This is a genomic window from Roseomonas sp. 18066, assembly GCF_902706185.1.
In the GTDB taxonomy this organism is placed as follows: Bacteria; Pseudomonadota; Alphaproteobacteria; order Acetobacterales; family Acetobacteraceae; genus Pseudoroseomonas.
In genome coordinates this window covers 1-14,091 of the sequence record NZ_CACSJM010000148.1, presented here as the reverse complement: position 1 = coordinate 14,091, position 14,091 = coordinate 1, and the positions used below count along the sequence as shown (strand labels likewise).

General features: G+C 71.6%; 15 protein-coding genes. 9 read left to right on the top strand and 6 right to left on the bottom strand.

What is annotated here, in order from left to right; all coding sequences use genetic code 11:
* Positions 1–19 precede the first annotated feature (19 nt).
* The 5 genes from GVN67_RS23545 to GVN67_RS23525 all read left to right on the top strand — a co-directional run bounded on the left by GVN67_RS23545 (position 20) and on the right by GVN67_RS23525 (position 4,668).
* Complete coding sequence (locus tag GVN67_RS23545; RefSeq protein WP_159999766.1) at positions 20–253, top strand: hypothetical protein; 234 nt, start codon at positions 20–22, stop codon at positions 251–253.
* Positions 250–639 (top strand): DUF2155 domain-containing protein, encoded by a 390-nt coding sequence (locus GVN67_RS23540; protein ID WP_235035442.1) that lies wholly within the window; start codon positions 250–252, stop codon positions 637–639. The genes GVN67_RS23545 and GVN67_RS23540 overlap by 4 nt, the downstream gene beginning before the upstream one ends.
* A 65-nt stretch (positions 640–704) precedes the next feature.
* Positions 705–1,424, top strand: a complete 720-nt coding sequence (otsB, locus tag GVN67_RS23535; RefSeq protein WP_159999765.1) for a trehalose-phosphatase — start codon at positions 705–707, stop codon at positions 1,422–1,424.
* Positions 1,421–3,250: a glycoside hydrolase family 15 protein gene (locus GVN67_RS23530; RefSeq protein WP_159999764.1), complete on the top strand. Its 1,830-nt coding sequence runs from the start codon at positions 1,421–1,423 to the stop codon at positions 3,248–3,250. Before otsB ends, GVN67_RS23530 begins: the two co-directional genes overlap by 4 nt.
* Positions 3,238–4,668, top strand: a complete 1,431-nt coding sequence (locus GVN67_RS23525) for a trehalose-6-phosphate synthase (protein ID WP_159999767.1) — start codon at positions 3,238–3,240, stop codon at positions 4,666–4,668. The genes GVN67_RS23530 and GVN67_RS23525 overlap by 13 nt, the downstream gene beginning before the upstream one ends.
* Positions 4,669–4,713: 45 nt before the next feature.
* Here GVN67_RS23525 and aat read toward each other — a convergent pair whose 3' ends face one another.
* The 6 genes from aat to aroQ all read right to left on the bottom strand — a co-directional run bounded on the left by aat (position 4,714) and on the right by aroQ (position 11,410).
* On the bottom strand, positions 4,714–5,364 hold the full coding sequence (gene aat / locus GVN67_RS23520; RefSeq protein ID WP_200845374.1) for a leucyl/phenylalanyl-tRNA--protein transferase: 651 nt from the start codon (positions 5,362–5,364) through the stop codon (positions 4,714–4,716).
* A 19-nt stretch (positions 5,365–5,383) separates the two neighbouring features.
* Positions 5,384–6,091 carry a virulence factor family protein gene (locus GVN67_RS23515; protein WP_159999762.1) on the bottom strand — a complete coding sequence of 236 codons (708 nt, stop codon included), beginning with the start codon at positions 6,089–6,091 and terminating at the stop codon, positions 5,384–5,386.
* 64 nt (positions 6,092–6,155) lie between these two features.
* Complete coding sequence (gene mprF / locus GVN67_RS23510; protein WP_159999761.1) at positions 6,156–8,807, bottom strand: bifunctional lysylphosphatidylglycerol flippase/synthetase MprF; 2,652 nt, start codon at positions 8,805–8,807, stop codon at positions 6,156–6,158.
* A gap of 297 nt (positions 8,808–9,104) precedes the next feature.
* A complete protein-coding gene (gene accC / locus GVN67_RS23505) occupies positions 9,105–10,448 on the bottom strand; it encodes an acetyl-CoA carboxylase biotin carboxylase subunit (RefSeq protein ID WP_159999760.1) in 1,344 nt (447 codons plus the stop codon).
* A 10-nt stretch (positions 10,449–10,458) separates the two neighbouring features.
* Positions 10,459–10,926: an acetyl-CoA carboxylase biotin carboxyl carrier protein gene (accB, locus tag GVN67_RS23500; protein WP_159999759.1), complete on the bottom strand. Its 468-nt coding sequence runs from the start codon at positions 10,924–10,926 to the stop codon at positions 10,459–10,461.
* A gap of 28 nt (positions 10,927–10,954) precedes the next feature.
* On the bottom strand, positions 10,955–11,410 hold the full coding sequence (gene aroQ / locus GVN67_RS23495) for a type II 3-dehydroquinate dehydratase (RefSeq protein WP_159999758.1): 456 nt from the start codon (positions 11,408–11,410) through the stop codon (positions 10,955–10,957).
* Positions 11,411–11,838: 428 nt separating this feature from the next.
* Between aroQ and GVN67_RS23490 the strand changes: the two genes are divergently transcribed.
* The 4 genes from GVN67_RS23490 (at position 11,839) to GVN67_RS23480 (ending at position 13,947) form a co-directional block, all read left to right on the top strand.
* The gene (locus GVN67_RS23490; RefSeq protein ID WP_159999757.1) at positions 11,839–12,576 is read left to right on the top strand and encodes a hypothetical protein; all 738 of its coding nucleotides are present in this window, start codon (positions 11,839–11,841) and stop codon (positions 12,574–12,576) included.
* Between the two features lie 76 nt (positions 12,577–12,652).
* The gene (gene thiS / locus GVN67_RS30580) at positions 12,653–12,865 is read left to right on the top strand and encodes a sulfur carrier protein ThiS (RefSeq protein WP_235035441.1); all 213 of its coding nucleotides are present in this window, start codon (positions 12,653–12,655) and stop codon (positions 12,863–12,865) included.
* Positions 12,866–12,868: 3 nt separating this feature from the next.
* Positions 12,869–13,678, top strand: a complete 810-nt coding sequence (locus tag GVN67_RS23485) for a thiazole synthase (protein WP_368667257.1) — start codon at positions 12,869–12,871, stop codon at positions 13,676–13,678.
* Positions 13,679–13,683: 5 nt separating this feature from the next.
* Positions 13,684–13,947 carry a hypothetical protein gene (locus GVN67_RS23480; protein ID WP_159999756.1) on the top strand — a complete coding sequence of 88 codons (264 nt, stop codon included), beginning with the start codon at positions 13,684–13,686 and terminating at the stop codon, positions 13,945–13,947.
* The last annotated feature ends 144 nt before the right edge of the window (positions 13,948–14,091 follow it).

The window sequence follows — 14,091 nt, the reverse complement described above, 5'->3', positions numbered from 1 at the left end:
CCCCGGCCCCGGCCCGGCCATGAGCTTCGCCCCGCCGGCCGGCTGGCCCGGCGCGGACGGCCAGCCGCTGGCCTGCCGGGAAAAGCTCAAGGTGCTGGCCGAGAACCACCGCGAGGCCGCCACCCTGCTGCAGGACCTGCTGGAGGATGCCGTGCTGATGGGCGTGGACGAGGCGGCGATGCGCCGCATCCTGGCGCAGATGGTGGCCGAGCTGCCGGCGCCGAAGTTGGTCAAGAAGGGCCACGCCGCGTGAAGCATTGGCTTGTCGTGCCGGCGCTGCTGGCCAGCCTCGCCGCCGGCCTGGCCCCCGGCCCCGCCAGCGCCCAGCAGGAGCCCGGCTGGGTGCGCAAGCAGACCGCCCAGCTGCAGGCGCTGGACAAGGTCACCGCCCGCATCACCATCGTCGATGCCCCGGTGAACCGGCCGGTCCGCTTCGGCACCCTCTCCATCACCGTCCGCGCCTGCAACGCCCGCCCGCCGGAGGAGGTGCCCGACGCCGCCGCCTGGCTGGAGGTGCTGGAAACCCGCGACGACCCGAATGGCGCGCCGGTGTTCCGCGGCTGGATGTTCGCCAATGCCCCCGGCGTCTCGATGCTGGAGCACCCGGTCTACGACCTGCGCGTCCTCGAGTGTAAGTAGGCCGGACACGGCAGTCTGACAGCGGCGGGGCTAGAATCGGCGCCAGGGCTCCCTATCCTGGTACCATGCAGCTTCCGCCCCTGCCCGCTGCGCGGGCCGCCCTCTTCCTCGACCTGGACGGCACCCTGATCGAGATCGCGCCGCGCCCCGACGCCGTGGTGGTGCCACCGCACCTGCCTGACCTGCTGGCCCGCCTGTCGGACCGGCTCGGCGGCGCCGTCGCCATCGTCACCGGCCGCGGCCTGGCCGTCGCCCGCGCGCTGACCCGCGAGCCCCCCGTCGCCTATGCCGCCGAGCACGGCATGATCATCGACGCGTCCCTGCTGCAGGGCGCCGAGATACCGCCGATGCCGCCGCCGCCGGTGCCGCCCGAGGCCTGGCGCAGCGCCGCCCGGGCCTATGCCGAGGCGGAAGGCCTGCTGTTCGAGCCGAAGCAATACGGCTTCGTCCTGCATTTCCGCAGCTGCCCGGAGAAGGGCCCGGCCGCCACTGGCTTCCTGCAGGCGCTGGCGGCGGACAGCCCGTTCCAGGTGATGCCGGCCCATGCCGCGGCCGAGCTGCGCCCGAGGGGCCTCGACAAGGGCTCGGCGGTGCGCTGGCTGATGCGCCACGCCCCCTTCGCCGGCCGCCAGCCCATCTTCATCGGCGACGACGTCACCGACCGCTTCGGCATCGAGGCCTGCGTTGAGCTCGGCGGCACCGGCTATCTGATCCCGGACGCCTTCCCCGGCCCGGCCGCGGTGCATGACTGGCTGGAAGGCATTCTCGGCCGGCGCGCGGCATGAACAGCCCGTTCTTCCCCCGCCTGCCCGCCCCGCCGCCGCAGCCGCTCGACCTCGCCCCGGTCGGCAACGGCATCATCGCCGGCCTGTTCGACCGCCGCGGCCGCTGCACCTGGATGTGCTGGCCGCGCCTCGACGGCGACCCGGTCTTCTGCGCCCTGCTCGGCGGCGAGGAGCCGCAGGACGGCTTCATGGAATGCGAGATGGTCGGGCTGAAGGAGAGCCGCCAGGCCTATCGCCGCAACACCGCCATCCTGGAGACCGAGCTGGAGGACGAGAAGGGCGCGCGGCTGCGCATCACCGACGCCGCCCCCCGCTTCCGCCGCTTCGGCCGCCCCTTCCGCCCGCCGATGCTGGTCCGCCGCATCGAGCCGCTGTCGGGCCAGCCGCTGATCCGCCTGCGCATCCGCCCCAAGGCGCATTGGGGCGCCGAGAAGCCGGTGCGCCGCTCCGGCTCCAACCACCTGCGCTACTTCTCCGAGGATGCGGCGCTGCGGGTGACCACCGACGCGCCGCTGGCCTGCCTGGGCGAGGAGGCGCCCTTCCTGCTCGACCAGCCGATCACCCTGATCCTCGGCCCCGACGAGACCGTGCCGGAGGGCGCCGACAGCATCGGCCAGGAGTTCATCCGCGAGACCGAGGCCTATTGGCTGGACTGGACCCGCGGGCTGCATTTGCCCTTCGAATGGCAGGAGGCGGTGATCCGCGCCGCCATCACCCTCAAGCTCTGCACCTTCGAGGAGACGGGCGCGGTGGTCGCGGCGCTCACCACCTCGATCCCCGAGGCGGCCGACACCGAGCGCAACTGGGACTACCGCTACTGCTGGCTGCGCGACGCGCTGTTCACCGTGCAGGCGCTGAACCGGCTGGGCGCCACCCGGACGATGGAAGAATACATCCGCTACGTGACCAACGTGGTGGCCATCTCCCCGGGCGGCGAGCTGAAGCCCTGCTACCCGCTGGTGCCCTCGCTGGCCATGGACGAGCGGATCGAGGAGCAGCTGCCGGGCTTCCTCGGCATGGGCCCGGTGCGCGTCGGCAACCAGGCGGCCGAGCAGGTGCAGAACGACGTCTATGGCTCGGTCATCATGGCCGCCGCGCAGATGTTCTTCGACCAGCGCCTGCCCCGCCCGGCCGGCGAGCCGCTGTTCCGCCTGCTGGAGACGCTGGGCGAGCAGGCCGAGGCGCGGGCGCTGACGCCCGATGCCGGCATCTGGGAGTATCGCGGCCGCGAGCGGATCCACACCTTCTCCGCCGCAATGTGCTGGGCGGGGATGGCGCGGCTGTCCGGCATCGCCAAGCATCTCGGCCTGCCGGACCGGGCCGAGCGCTGGGCCAAGTCAGCGCGCGAATTGCACGCGGTGATCTGCGAGAAAGCCTATCGCCCGCATCTCGGCAGCTTCGTCGAAAGCTTCGAGGGCGACGGCATGGACGCGGCCCTGCTGCTGCTGCCCGAGATCGGCTTCCTGCCCGCCACCGACCCGCGCTTCCTCGGCACACTGGACCTGATCGGGCGCCGCCTGCTGCATGACGGCTTCCTGCACCGCTACGACATGGCTGACGATTTCGGGAAACCTGAAACTGCCTTCCTCGTTTGCTCGTTCTGGTACGTGGATGCGCTCGCCGCCGCCGGCAGGACGGAGGAGGCGCGCGCCATGTTCGGGAGGATCCTGTCATGCCGGAATCACCTGGGATTGCTGGCGGAAGACCTGGACCCGATCAGGAATCAGCTCTGGGGGAACTTTCCTCAGACCTATTCCCACGTTGGGCTGATTCTCTCAGCGATGCGTTTGAGCCGTTCGTGGGAGCACGGTCTGTGGGGCGGGTAGTCGTCGTTTCCAACCGCGTCGCGGTGCCGCGGCGCGGCGAGGCCGCCGTCGCCGGCGGCCTGGCCGTGGCCCTGAAGGACGTGCTGAAGGCCAGCGGCGGGCTGTGGTTCGGCTGGAGCGGCGAGACCCGCAAGAGCCCCGAGAAGGCGGCCAAGCAGGCTCGCGCCGGCGGCATCGACTATGCCACCATCGACCTCGACCCCGAGGACCAGAAGGGCTTCTACGCCGGCTATTCCAACAACACCCTGTGGCCGCTGTTCCATTTCCGGCTCGGGCTGATGGAATACGACCGCAAGGAGGCGCTGTCCTACCGCAAGGTGAACCGCGACTTCGCCGAGGCGCTGATGCCGCTGCTGGGCCCGGACGACACCGTCTGGATCCACGACTACCAGATGATCCCGATGGCCATGGAGCTGCGCGCGCTGGGCGCCAAGCAGCGCATCGGCTTCTTCCTGCACATCCCCTTCCCGCCCTGGGCGGTGCTTTCCGCCTTGCCCGATGCCGAGCGCCTGCTGCGCGACCTGCTCGCCTACGACCTGGTCGGCGTGCAGACGAAGCGCGACCTCGGCGGGCTGATCAACTGCTTCCAGGACGCGCTCGGCCTCGCCCCCGATGAGGAAGGCGGCGTGCGCGGAGAGGTGGCCGGCATCCAGCGCCGCACCCAACTCTCCGCCCACGCCATCGGCATCGACACCCGCGGCTTCGCGACCCTCGCCCGCAAGGCCGCCTATGGCCCCGAGACCCAGCGCCTGGCCGCCAGCATGGGCGACCGCGCGCTCATCGTCGGCGCCGAGCGGCTGGACTACACCAAGGGCCTGCCGCACCGCATGCGCGGCTTCGCGGCGCTGCTGAAGGACTTCCCCGAGCACCTGAACCGCGTCACCTACCTGCAGGTCGCCGCCCGCAGCCGCAACGAGGTCGCCAGCTACCGCCACCTCCGCCGTGAGCTCGACCAGCTGGCCGGGCGGATCAACGGCGACTATGCGGAATTCGACTGGACGCCGGTGCGCTACGTGGCCCGCGCCTTGGCCCGCGACACCCTGGCCGGCTTCTACCGGGCGGGGCGGGTCGGGCTGGTCACGCCGCTGCGCGACGGCATGAACCTGGTGGCCAAGGAATATGTCGCGGCCCAGGACCCGGAAGATCCCGGCGTGCTGGTGCTCTCCTCCTTCGCCGGGGCGGCCGAAAGCATGGACGGCGCCCTGCTGGTCAACCCGCTCGACGCCGAGGCCATGGGCGAGGCGCTGCACCGCGCGCTGTCCATGCCGCTGGAAGAGCGCCGCGACCGCTGGGAAAGCATGATGCGTGGGCTGGAAGAACAGACGGCCACGCGCTGGGCCGAGAGCTTCCTGGCGGAGCTCGAGGAGCTCAAGCTGCCCAACCAGAGCCTGGCCTGGGCGGCGCCGACCCGGAACTGAAGCAAGCAAGCACCGGGGGAATTGGATTCCCCCGGGCCCCCAGATTCATTCGCGCAGGTGGTGGATAGCCTCCTGCAGGCCGGGTGGGGCGGCGGGGAAGACCGCATTCGTGTCCACGGCGTTCAGCAGCATCTTCTTGTAGGCGTCGCGCGGGATCTCGATCGCGCCGAACTGCGACAGGTGGCCAGTGATGAACTGGGTGTCCAGCAACGTGAACCCACCCAGCTTCAGGCGGGCGATCAGGTGGACCAGCGCCACCTTCGACGCGTCGCGGGCGCGGCTGAACATGCTCTCGCCGAAGAAGGCGCCGCCCAGCGCCACGCCATACAGCCCGCCGACCAGCTCGCCCTCCAGCCAGGTCTCCACCGAATGGCCATGGCCCATCCGGTGCAGCGTGGTGAACAGCCCCTCGATCTCGGGGTTGATCCAGCTGTCCTCCCGCCCCGGCGCCGGCGCGGCGCAGGCGGCGATCACGCCCCCGAAATCCTGGTTGGCGGTGACCGTGTAGGGCCCCGAGGTCACCGTCCGCCGCAGCCGGCGCGACAGGTGGAACCCCTCCAGGGGCAGGATGCCGCGCTGCTCCGGGTCCAGCCAGAACAGCCGGTCGGCCTCGCGCGATTCCGCCATCGGGAACAGCCCGGCGCGGTAGGCGCGCAGCAGCAGCTCGGGCGTGATCTCCACCGGTCGACGCGACATCCCCTGCATCATGCGCCGATCATGGCTGCGGCCGCGGCAGCCGCGCCAGGATCCGCTCGGCCAGCGCGGTGTAGTTCTCGTCGAAATGGTGCCCGCCGCGGGTGCGCACGATCTGCGCCGGCGTGCCCTCGAAGACCTTGCAGGCGGTCTCCTTCTCCTCGTCCGAGCCATAGGTGCACTGGATCAGCTCGGCCGGCATGCCCGGCACCTCGGGCCCGGTCGGCACCGCGCTGGGGCGGGAGAAGCCGATGAAATCCCCCACCTTGATCTCGAAGGCCGCCTCCTTGGCGAAGGCCAGCAGGCTGATCAGCACCACGCGGGCCTTGCTCTCGGCGGTCATCCGGTTCCAGGCGAAGGGCATCACGTCGGCGCCGAAGGAATAGCCGACCAGGCCGACCTTCGGCGTCTGCCACTTCTCGGCATAGAGCGCGATGATCCGGTCCAGCTCGGTCGCGATCTCCTGCGGCGAGCGGCGCTTCCAGAACCAGTTCAGGCAGTCGAAGCCCAGCACCGGCACGCCGCGGTCGCGCATGATGCGGCCGATGCTGCGGTCCAGGTCGCGCCAGCCGCCATCGCCGGACAGCACGATGACGAAGGTGTCGCCGCGCTTCTGCTTCGGCGTCATCTCGATCAGCCAGCTCGAGGTGTCGCGCTGGGCCAGGGCCGGGCTTGCCAGCGATGTCGAGGCCAGGCCCAGCCCGGCACCAAGGAGAGATCGGCGATTCATGGCCATGCCTGGATGAAGGGAGAGCCCGGCGAAAAAACAAGGCGCATCGCGGCGAGCCCGGCCATCACTTGCCGATCACGCCGCGCAACCCCCCGGATTGCAGCGCCGCCACATCGGCCAGCACCACCCAGGGGTCCAGCCCGCCCGGGGTGCAGAGGTAGCGGGGCTCCCAGACCGGCTCGAACTTCTCCTTGAAGGCGCGCAGGCCGCGGAAATTGTAGAAGCGCTCGCCGCGGCGGAACACCAGCCCGCCCAGGCGGTACCAGACCGGCGCCAGGCGATGCGCGGCCAGGCCCGACAGCGGCGCCATGCCCAGGTCGAAGAAGCCGTAGCCCTGCTCCTTGGCCAGCAGGATCAGCTTCAGGAACAGGAAGTCCATGGTGCCCGGCGGCATGGCGGGGCGGTGCCGCATCAGGTCGATCGACATCTCCGCCTTGGCCTCGGGCGTCTCCATCAGCGTGGCGAAGGCGATCACCGCCCCATCCGGCCCGCGCACCACGCCGACCGGCCCCGCCGCGACATAGCCCGGCTCGAAGGCGCCCAGGGAAAAAGCCTTCTCGCGCGCCTTGTGCTGGTCCAGCCACTGGCGGGACACTTCTGCCAGCTCGGTCATCAGCGCCGGCACCTCGGCCGCGGCGATCAGGGCGAAGGTCAGTCCTTCGCGCTCGGCGCGGTTCAGCGCGCTGCGCAGCGGCTGGCGCGACTTGCCGGTCAGGCTGAAGGTCTCCAGCGGCACCCGGGCGGCCTCGCCCAGCTTCAGCGGCCGCAGCCCGACATCGATGTAGATCGGCAGGTTCTCGGGCCGCACCTGGTAGAAGGCGGCGCGCCCGCCCTGGGCATCGGCCATCTCGACGAAGCGCCAGACCATGTCGACGCGCTGCGCCTTCGGCCCCACCGGCCCGCCGAGCGCCACCCAGGACCGCCCGCGCCGGCCATACATGATGAAGCTGTCGCCCTGCTCGGAGAACAGCAGCGGCTTGTCACCCATATGCACCAGGTGGGCCATGGCGCGTTCCTGGGTGCGGGCGATGGCGCCGGCCCGCGCCAGCTCCTCCGCCGTCGGGCGGTGCACCAGGCCGCGCGCCGGGCGCAGCAGCGTCCACAGCCCGGCGGCGAAGAGCAGCAGCACGGCGCCCAGCGTCGCCCGCATGGCGCGCGGGGCGGAGGCGTCGAACTCGAACTGCCACCACAGCTGGCGCGAATACTCGACGTCGCGATGCGCGAAGAACAGCAGCCAGGCGGCGGTGGCCACCACGCCGATGACGGCGGCCCACCAGCCGGGGGTGAAGCTCGGCGTCAGCATCCGCGCCCGGCGGTCGAAGCGGTCATGCGAGGTGATCAGGGCGACGGCCAGCAGCGCCAGCAGCCCGAGCTCCAGCTCGCCGCCGCCGCGCGCCAGCGACAGGCAGAAGCCGCCGATCGCCAGCACCAGCGCCAGCCACCAGGCGCCGTCCAGCCGGTGCACCAGCCCATGCGCCACCACGATCAGCGCCAGCCCGCCGACGCTGGCCAGCAGGTGGCTGGCCTCGAACAGCGGCAGCGGCAAAGCGGGGCCGAGCAGCCCGCGCGGCTCGCCCAGCGGCGGGGTGACGCCGCCGAACAGCAGCGCCGCACCAGCGGCGAAGGCGGTCGCGCCCAGGAAACGCGGCATCAGCCGGGTGGCGGCGCGGACCGCCCGCGTGCCCCCCTCCAGCAGATGGGCGCGGCGGCTGGCCTCGAAGCCGGCCAGCAGCAGCAGCGCCAGGCCCAGCGGCAGGGCGAAATAGATGAAGCGGTACAGCACCAGCGCGGTGGCCACCTGGTCCAGCGGCACGCCGGTGTCGCGGAAGGCCATCAGCACCACCGCCTCGAAGACGCCGATGCCGCCCGGCAGGTGGCTGGCCGCGCCGATGGCGATGGCCACCGAATACAGCGCCATGAAGAAGGGCAGGTCGACCGCGCCCTCCGGCAGCAGCAGCCACAGCACGGTGGCGGCGGCGCCGATATCGACCAGCGAGACCAGCCCCTGGAACAGGATCAGCCCCGCCGGCGGCACCCGCAGCGCGTGGCGGCCGAAGCGCAGGCCGCCGGGCTTCAGCCGGCCGATCACAGCGACCGCCGCCAGCCCGCCCAGAATAGCGAGGGCGATGCCGCGCAACAGGTCGGGCGGCAGGCCCGACCAGTCGTCGACCGATTCGGCCGTGGCCAGCAGCCCCAGCGCGCCGACGGCGAAAAGGCCCAGCACGAAGCTGGCGGTGACGAAGACCAGCAGCCGGGTGATGCGCTCCGGCTTCAGGCCCGTGGCGGCATAGAGGCGCCAGCGCACCGCCGCCCCGGTGAAGGCGCCGACGCCCACCGTGTTGCTCAGCGCGAAGCCGCAGAAGGCGGCCAGCATGGCGATCCGCTTCGGCACCGCACCCGGCGCCACGTAGCGCGCGGCCGAGAGGTCGTAGCCGGTCATCGCCAGGAAGCTCAGCGCCGTGGCGCCGATGGCGGCGGCCAGCGTCCAGGGGCTTTCCTCGGCGACGCCGGCCATGACGGTGGCGTAGTCCAGCTCATGCGACAGGCCGTGCAGCGCGAAGAGCGCCAGCGCCGCCATCAGCGCACCGCCGCCCAGCAGCAGCCAGGGCTTCAGGATCGCCCAGCGCCGGGCCCGCCGGATATCCGCGACCGGCGGCGCCTCGCTCTGCAGCGGGCTGACCTCGGGGGGCGGGGGCGCGGAAGTCAGGCCGTTCATCAGGCATTCCCAGAAGGCAAGAGGCCGGCAGAGCGTTGGGCGGCGCGTGGAAGGTGAAGGGGCGCTGCACGGCAAACGGCAGGCTGACGCACAAGCTGCGGCCACGGGATAGCGAAAAGATGAAAAGATAGTGGCCGTGCCGCCACGATGCGTTCCGGGGCGACTGTCCCGGACGGCCCGGCCCTTGGCGTTCAAGGCCTTGCCCGCGGGGGGCCATCGCGGCAAGCGGCCGCCCCGGCATCGCGCCGGGGCGGTTCAAGCCTGCGTCAACGGCGGGGATCCCGCCGCCTGGCGTCGTCAGTGCGGCTGGCCGACGAAACGTTCCAGCCAGTGGATGGTGTACTCGCCGGACTGGAACTCGGCATCGTCCATGATCCGCTGGTGCAGCGGCAGGGTGGTGCGGATGCCGTCCACCACCATCTCGCTCAGCGCGCGGCGCATGCGGGCGATGGCCTCGGCCCGGGTCTTGCCATGCACCACCAGCTTGGCCACCAGGCTGTCGTAATGCGGCGGCACCGAATAGCCCGAATAGAGCGCGCTATCGACGCGCACGCCCAGGCCCCCCGGCGCGTGGTAGGTGTTCACCCGCCCCGGCGAGGGCGCGAAGCTCTCGGGGTCCTCGGCGGTGATCCGGCACTCGATGGCATGGCCGTTGAAGGAAATATCCTCCTGGGTGTAGCCGAGCTTCTCGCCGGCGGCGACGCGCAGCTGCTCCTTCACCAGGTCGATGCCGCAGACCATCTCGGTCACCGGATGCTCGACCTGCAGGCGGGTGTTCATCTCGATGAAGCTGAACTGGCCGTCCTGCCACAGGAATTCCAGCGTGCCGGCATTGCGGTAGCCCAGCTTGGACAGGCCGGAGGTGACCTGGGCGCCGATCGCCGCGCGCTCGGCCGGGGTCAGCGCGGGCGACCCCGCCTCCTCGACCAGCTTCTGGTGGCGGCGCTGCAGCGAGCAGTCGCGCTCGCCGAAATGCACCACGTTGCCATGCATGTCGGCCATCACCTGCAGCTCGATATGCCGCGGGCGGTCGAGGTACTTCTCCATGTAGACGGCGTCGTTGCCGAAGGCGGCCTTGGCCTCGGTGCGGGCGACGCGCCAGGCTTCCTCCAGCTCGTCGGCCGAATGGGCGACCTTCATGCCGCGGCCGCCACCGCCGGCGGCGGCCTTGATCAGCACCGGGTACTTGATGGTCTCGGCCACCGCCCGGGCCTCGTCCAGGCTGGTCAGCTCGCCGTCGGAGCCGGGCACCAGGGGCACGCCCAGCGACATCATCGCCTGCTTGGCGGCGATCTTGTCGCCCATCATGCGGATATGCTCGGCGGTCGGGCCGATGAAGGTGAAGCCATGCGCCTCCACCATCTCGGCGAAGCTGGCATTCTCCGACAGGAAGCCGTAGCCGGGGTGGATCGCCTCCGCCCCGGTGATCGCCGCCGCCGACAGGATGGCGGCGACGTTGAGGTAGCTGTCGCGCGCCGCCGGCGGGCCGATGCAGACGCTTTCATCGGCCAGGCGCACATGCATGGCGGTGGCGTCGGCGGTCGAATGCACGGCGACCGTCCGGATGCCCATCTCCTGGCAGGCCCGGTGGACGCGCAGCGCGATCTCGCCGCGATTGGCGATCAGCACCTTCTTGAACATGCGGGCGGCCTTACTCGACCACCAGCAGGGGCTCGCCATATTCGACCGGCGAGCCGCTCTCGATCAGGATCCGGGTCACGGTGCCGGCCTTCGGCGCCTTGATCTGGTTGAAGGTCTTCATCGCCTCGATCAGCAGCAGCGTCTGGCCGGCGGCGACCTTGGCGCCCAGCGTGATGAAGGGCGCGGCACCCGGCTCGGGCGCCAGATAGGCCACGCCCACCATCGGCGAGGCGACGACGCCCGGCGAGCTGGCCGAGAGCTCGGCGGCCGCGGGGGCGGCGGCCGGGGCCGCGGCGGCCGCGGCCACCGGGGCGGCGGCGGCCGGCGCCGCGGCGACCACGGTCTGCGTCACGGTCACGCTGCGGGTGACGCGCAGGCGCGACTCGCCGTCGGCCAGCTCGATCTCGGTCAGGTCGGTGTCTCGCAGGATCTGCGCCAGCGCCCGGACCGCATCCGGGGTGAAGGAAATGCCGCTCATGGAACCTCTCTGATACCCCTGCCCGCCGTCAGTCCTGGTCCGCCTGGGCCAGGATGCCGGCGATGCCGCGCAGCGCCAGGGCGTAGCCATGCGGCCCCAGGCCGCAGATCACGCCCTGCGCCGCACGCGACACATAGGACAGGTGCCGGAAGGATTCCCGGCGATGGATGTTGCTGAGATGCACCTCGACCACCGGCAGGTCGGAGGCCAGCAGGGCATCCATCAGCGCGATCGAGGTGTGGCTGTAGCCAGCCGGATTGATGACGATGCCCGCCGCCATGTTGCGCGCCTCCTGAACCCAGGAGATCAGCTCGCCCTCGACATTGGTCTGGCGGAAGTCGATTGCCAGGTCGAGCGCGTCGGCGGTCTCGGCGCAGAGCGCCTCGATGTCGTCCAGCGTCTCGGAGCCATAGATCTCCGGCTGGCGGGTGCCGAGCAGGTTCAGGTTGGGACCGTTCAGGACGAAGATCAGCGGCGGGTTCACGTGCGGGAATTCCCGTGATGGGGGACCGGGACGGGGAGGCAGGGCCTGAGGGCCGCGCCTGGCTGAGCGGCGCCTAGCACGGGGCGTTTCCGCCCCGCAAGCATTCGCCTTTGGGCCGCTTCGGCCGCGCTGGCAAGGGCGCGCCCCCGCCGCCACCCGGAAAACTGCGGCGGGCGCTGGATTTTCCAGCCAGCGGGGCCGCGGTATCCGCCCACCGCGGCGCCTTCCACGCGCCCTTGCCCGGGCGCCGCCACGGTTGCGGCGGGCGATCACACTGCGTATTCCGCAACACTTCGTCGGCGGATGCCGCAGTGCGGCGGGATGACATCGCCGCCCCGGTTTCCTAGGTTGCGGCCCGACCCTGCTCCCGCCCATCCGCCTGCCGCTGAGGAGAGGTGACCTTGCCGCTGCGTTCCGCCCGAGGCCCCATGCCGCTTCACGCCCGCGCCCTGCTGTTCCCTGCCCTCGCCGCCCTGCTGGCGGCCTGCAGCCCGAGCTATTCCCCCGACACCTATGCCAGCCGCGCCGTGCAGCAGGCCAACAAGGTGGAGGCCGGGGTGGTGGCCGGCAGGCGCGCCGTGCAGATCTCGGCCGACGGCTCGACCGGCGCCGCGGCGGGGGCCGCCGCCGGCGGCGTGGCCGGCACCCGGATCGGCGGCGGCGACATCACCTCGGCCTTCGCCGGCATCGGCGGCGGGCTGATCGGCGGGCTGATCGGCGCCGCCTCCGAGAAGGGGGTGGGGCAGACCGACGGCTACGAATACGTCGTCCGCAAGCCGAATGGCGACATGATCTCGGTGACCCAGCGCGACGAGACGCCGCTGGCCATCGGCCAGAAGGTGCTGGTGATCGCCGGCGCCCAGGCGCGCATCGTCCCCGACTACACGGTGCCGAACGAGAACCCGCCGGGGCCGGCCCCGGTGCCGGGGCCGACGCCGGGCTCGGCGCCCGTGCTGCCGCCGGTGCTGCCGCCGGCCGCCGGGCCGGTGGGCGGCACCGCGCCGCTGCCCGCCGCCCCGTCCCAGGAAGCCCTGCCGCCACCGGCCGGGGCCCCGGCCGAGGCCCCCGCCGCGCCGCTGCCGGAGACGCCGGCCAGCAGCACGCTGCCCTCGCTGACGCCGCCGAAGCTGCCGGCCGGCTGGCCCGGGACGCAGCAGGCCATCTGAGGGGGGCGATCCGAGCGGGGGTGATCTGCCGCCGCCCCCCTTCCCCCGGCGCCCGGCCCGCGCCACATTCCGCCGCATGGCCGAGAGCATCGACATCACCCTGAACGGGGAAACCCGGACCATCCGTCAGCCGGCATCGGTCGCCGACCTGCTGACGGTGCTGAGCCTCGACACGCGCAAGGTGGCGGTCGAGCGCAACCTCGAGATCGTGCCGCGCTCCGCCTATGCCGCGACCGCGCTGGCGGCGGGCGACACGCTTGAGATCGTTCATTTCATCGGTGGGGGCTGACCCATGGACGGCATGCAGAACCAGGGCGGCACGACCCCGGAGGAAGACTTCTGGGAGGTGGCGGGGCAGCGTTTCCGCTCCCGCCTGATCGTCGGCACCGGCCGCTACAAGTCGCTGGAAGAGACCGGCGAGGCGATCGCGGCCAGTGGCGCGGAGATCGTCACCGTCGCCGTCCGCCGGGTGAACCTGTCGGATCCCGGCGCGCCGATGCTGCAGGATTTCGTCGATCCGAAGAAATACACCTACCTGCCGAACACCGCCGGCTGCCACACGGCGCTGGATGCCGTGCGCACGCTGCGCCTGGCGCGCGAGGCCGGCGGCTGGAACCTGGTGAAGCTCGAGGTGCTGGGCCCGCCGCCCTTCCTGTACCCCGACATGCCGGCGACCTTCGAGGCCGCGGCCGCCCTGATCAAGGACGGCTTCCAGGTGATGGTCTATTGCGCCGACGACCCGCTGGCCGCCAAGCGGCTGGAGGAGATGGGGTGCGTGGCCGTCATGCCGCTGGGCGCGCCGATCGGGTCCGGGCTCGGGCTGACCAATCCCTTCATGCTGCGCTCGATCATCACCAATGCCGGGGTCCCGGTGCTGGTCGATGCCGGCATCGGCACCGCCAGCGAGGCGGCGCAGGCGATGGAGCTCGGCTGCGACGCGGTGCTGCTGAACTCGGCGATCGCGCATGCCCAGCAGCCGGTGCGGATGGCGCGCGCCATGAAGGCGGCGGTCGAGGCCGGGCGGCATGCCTTCCTCGCCGGGCGGATGCCGCGGAACTACTCGGCGGATGCGTCCAGCCCGATGTCCGGCCTGATCAAGTGAGGGCGGTGCTGCTCGCCGGGGTGGTCCTGCTCGGGGGCGCTTCCGGCGCGCTGGCGCAGAGCGGCCCGCCGCAGCCAGGGCAGGAGACGCTGTTCCGCGAGATCGACCGGCCGTTGCAGGCGTTGCTGGACGATGGCTGGCAGATTTCCGGCATGGCGGGAAATCTGGGCGGCATCGGCTATGTGCTGCACAAGGACGGCAAGTGGGTGACCTGCCAGGTCATCTCGCGGCGCGAGGACACGCGCAGCCGCTGCATGATGATGAATTAAAGCTTTTGGTGCCCTCAGACGCCGGGCGCGCGCTCCGCGCGCTTGGCTTCGCGGCATCAGCCGCGGGCGCCATTCGGCGCCTCGGCCGGCTGCGCCGGCCGCAGGTCCCGCCGCTTCCCCCCCGGTCTTCGCTCAGTGAGCGCC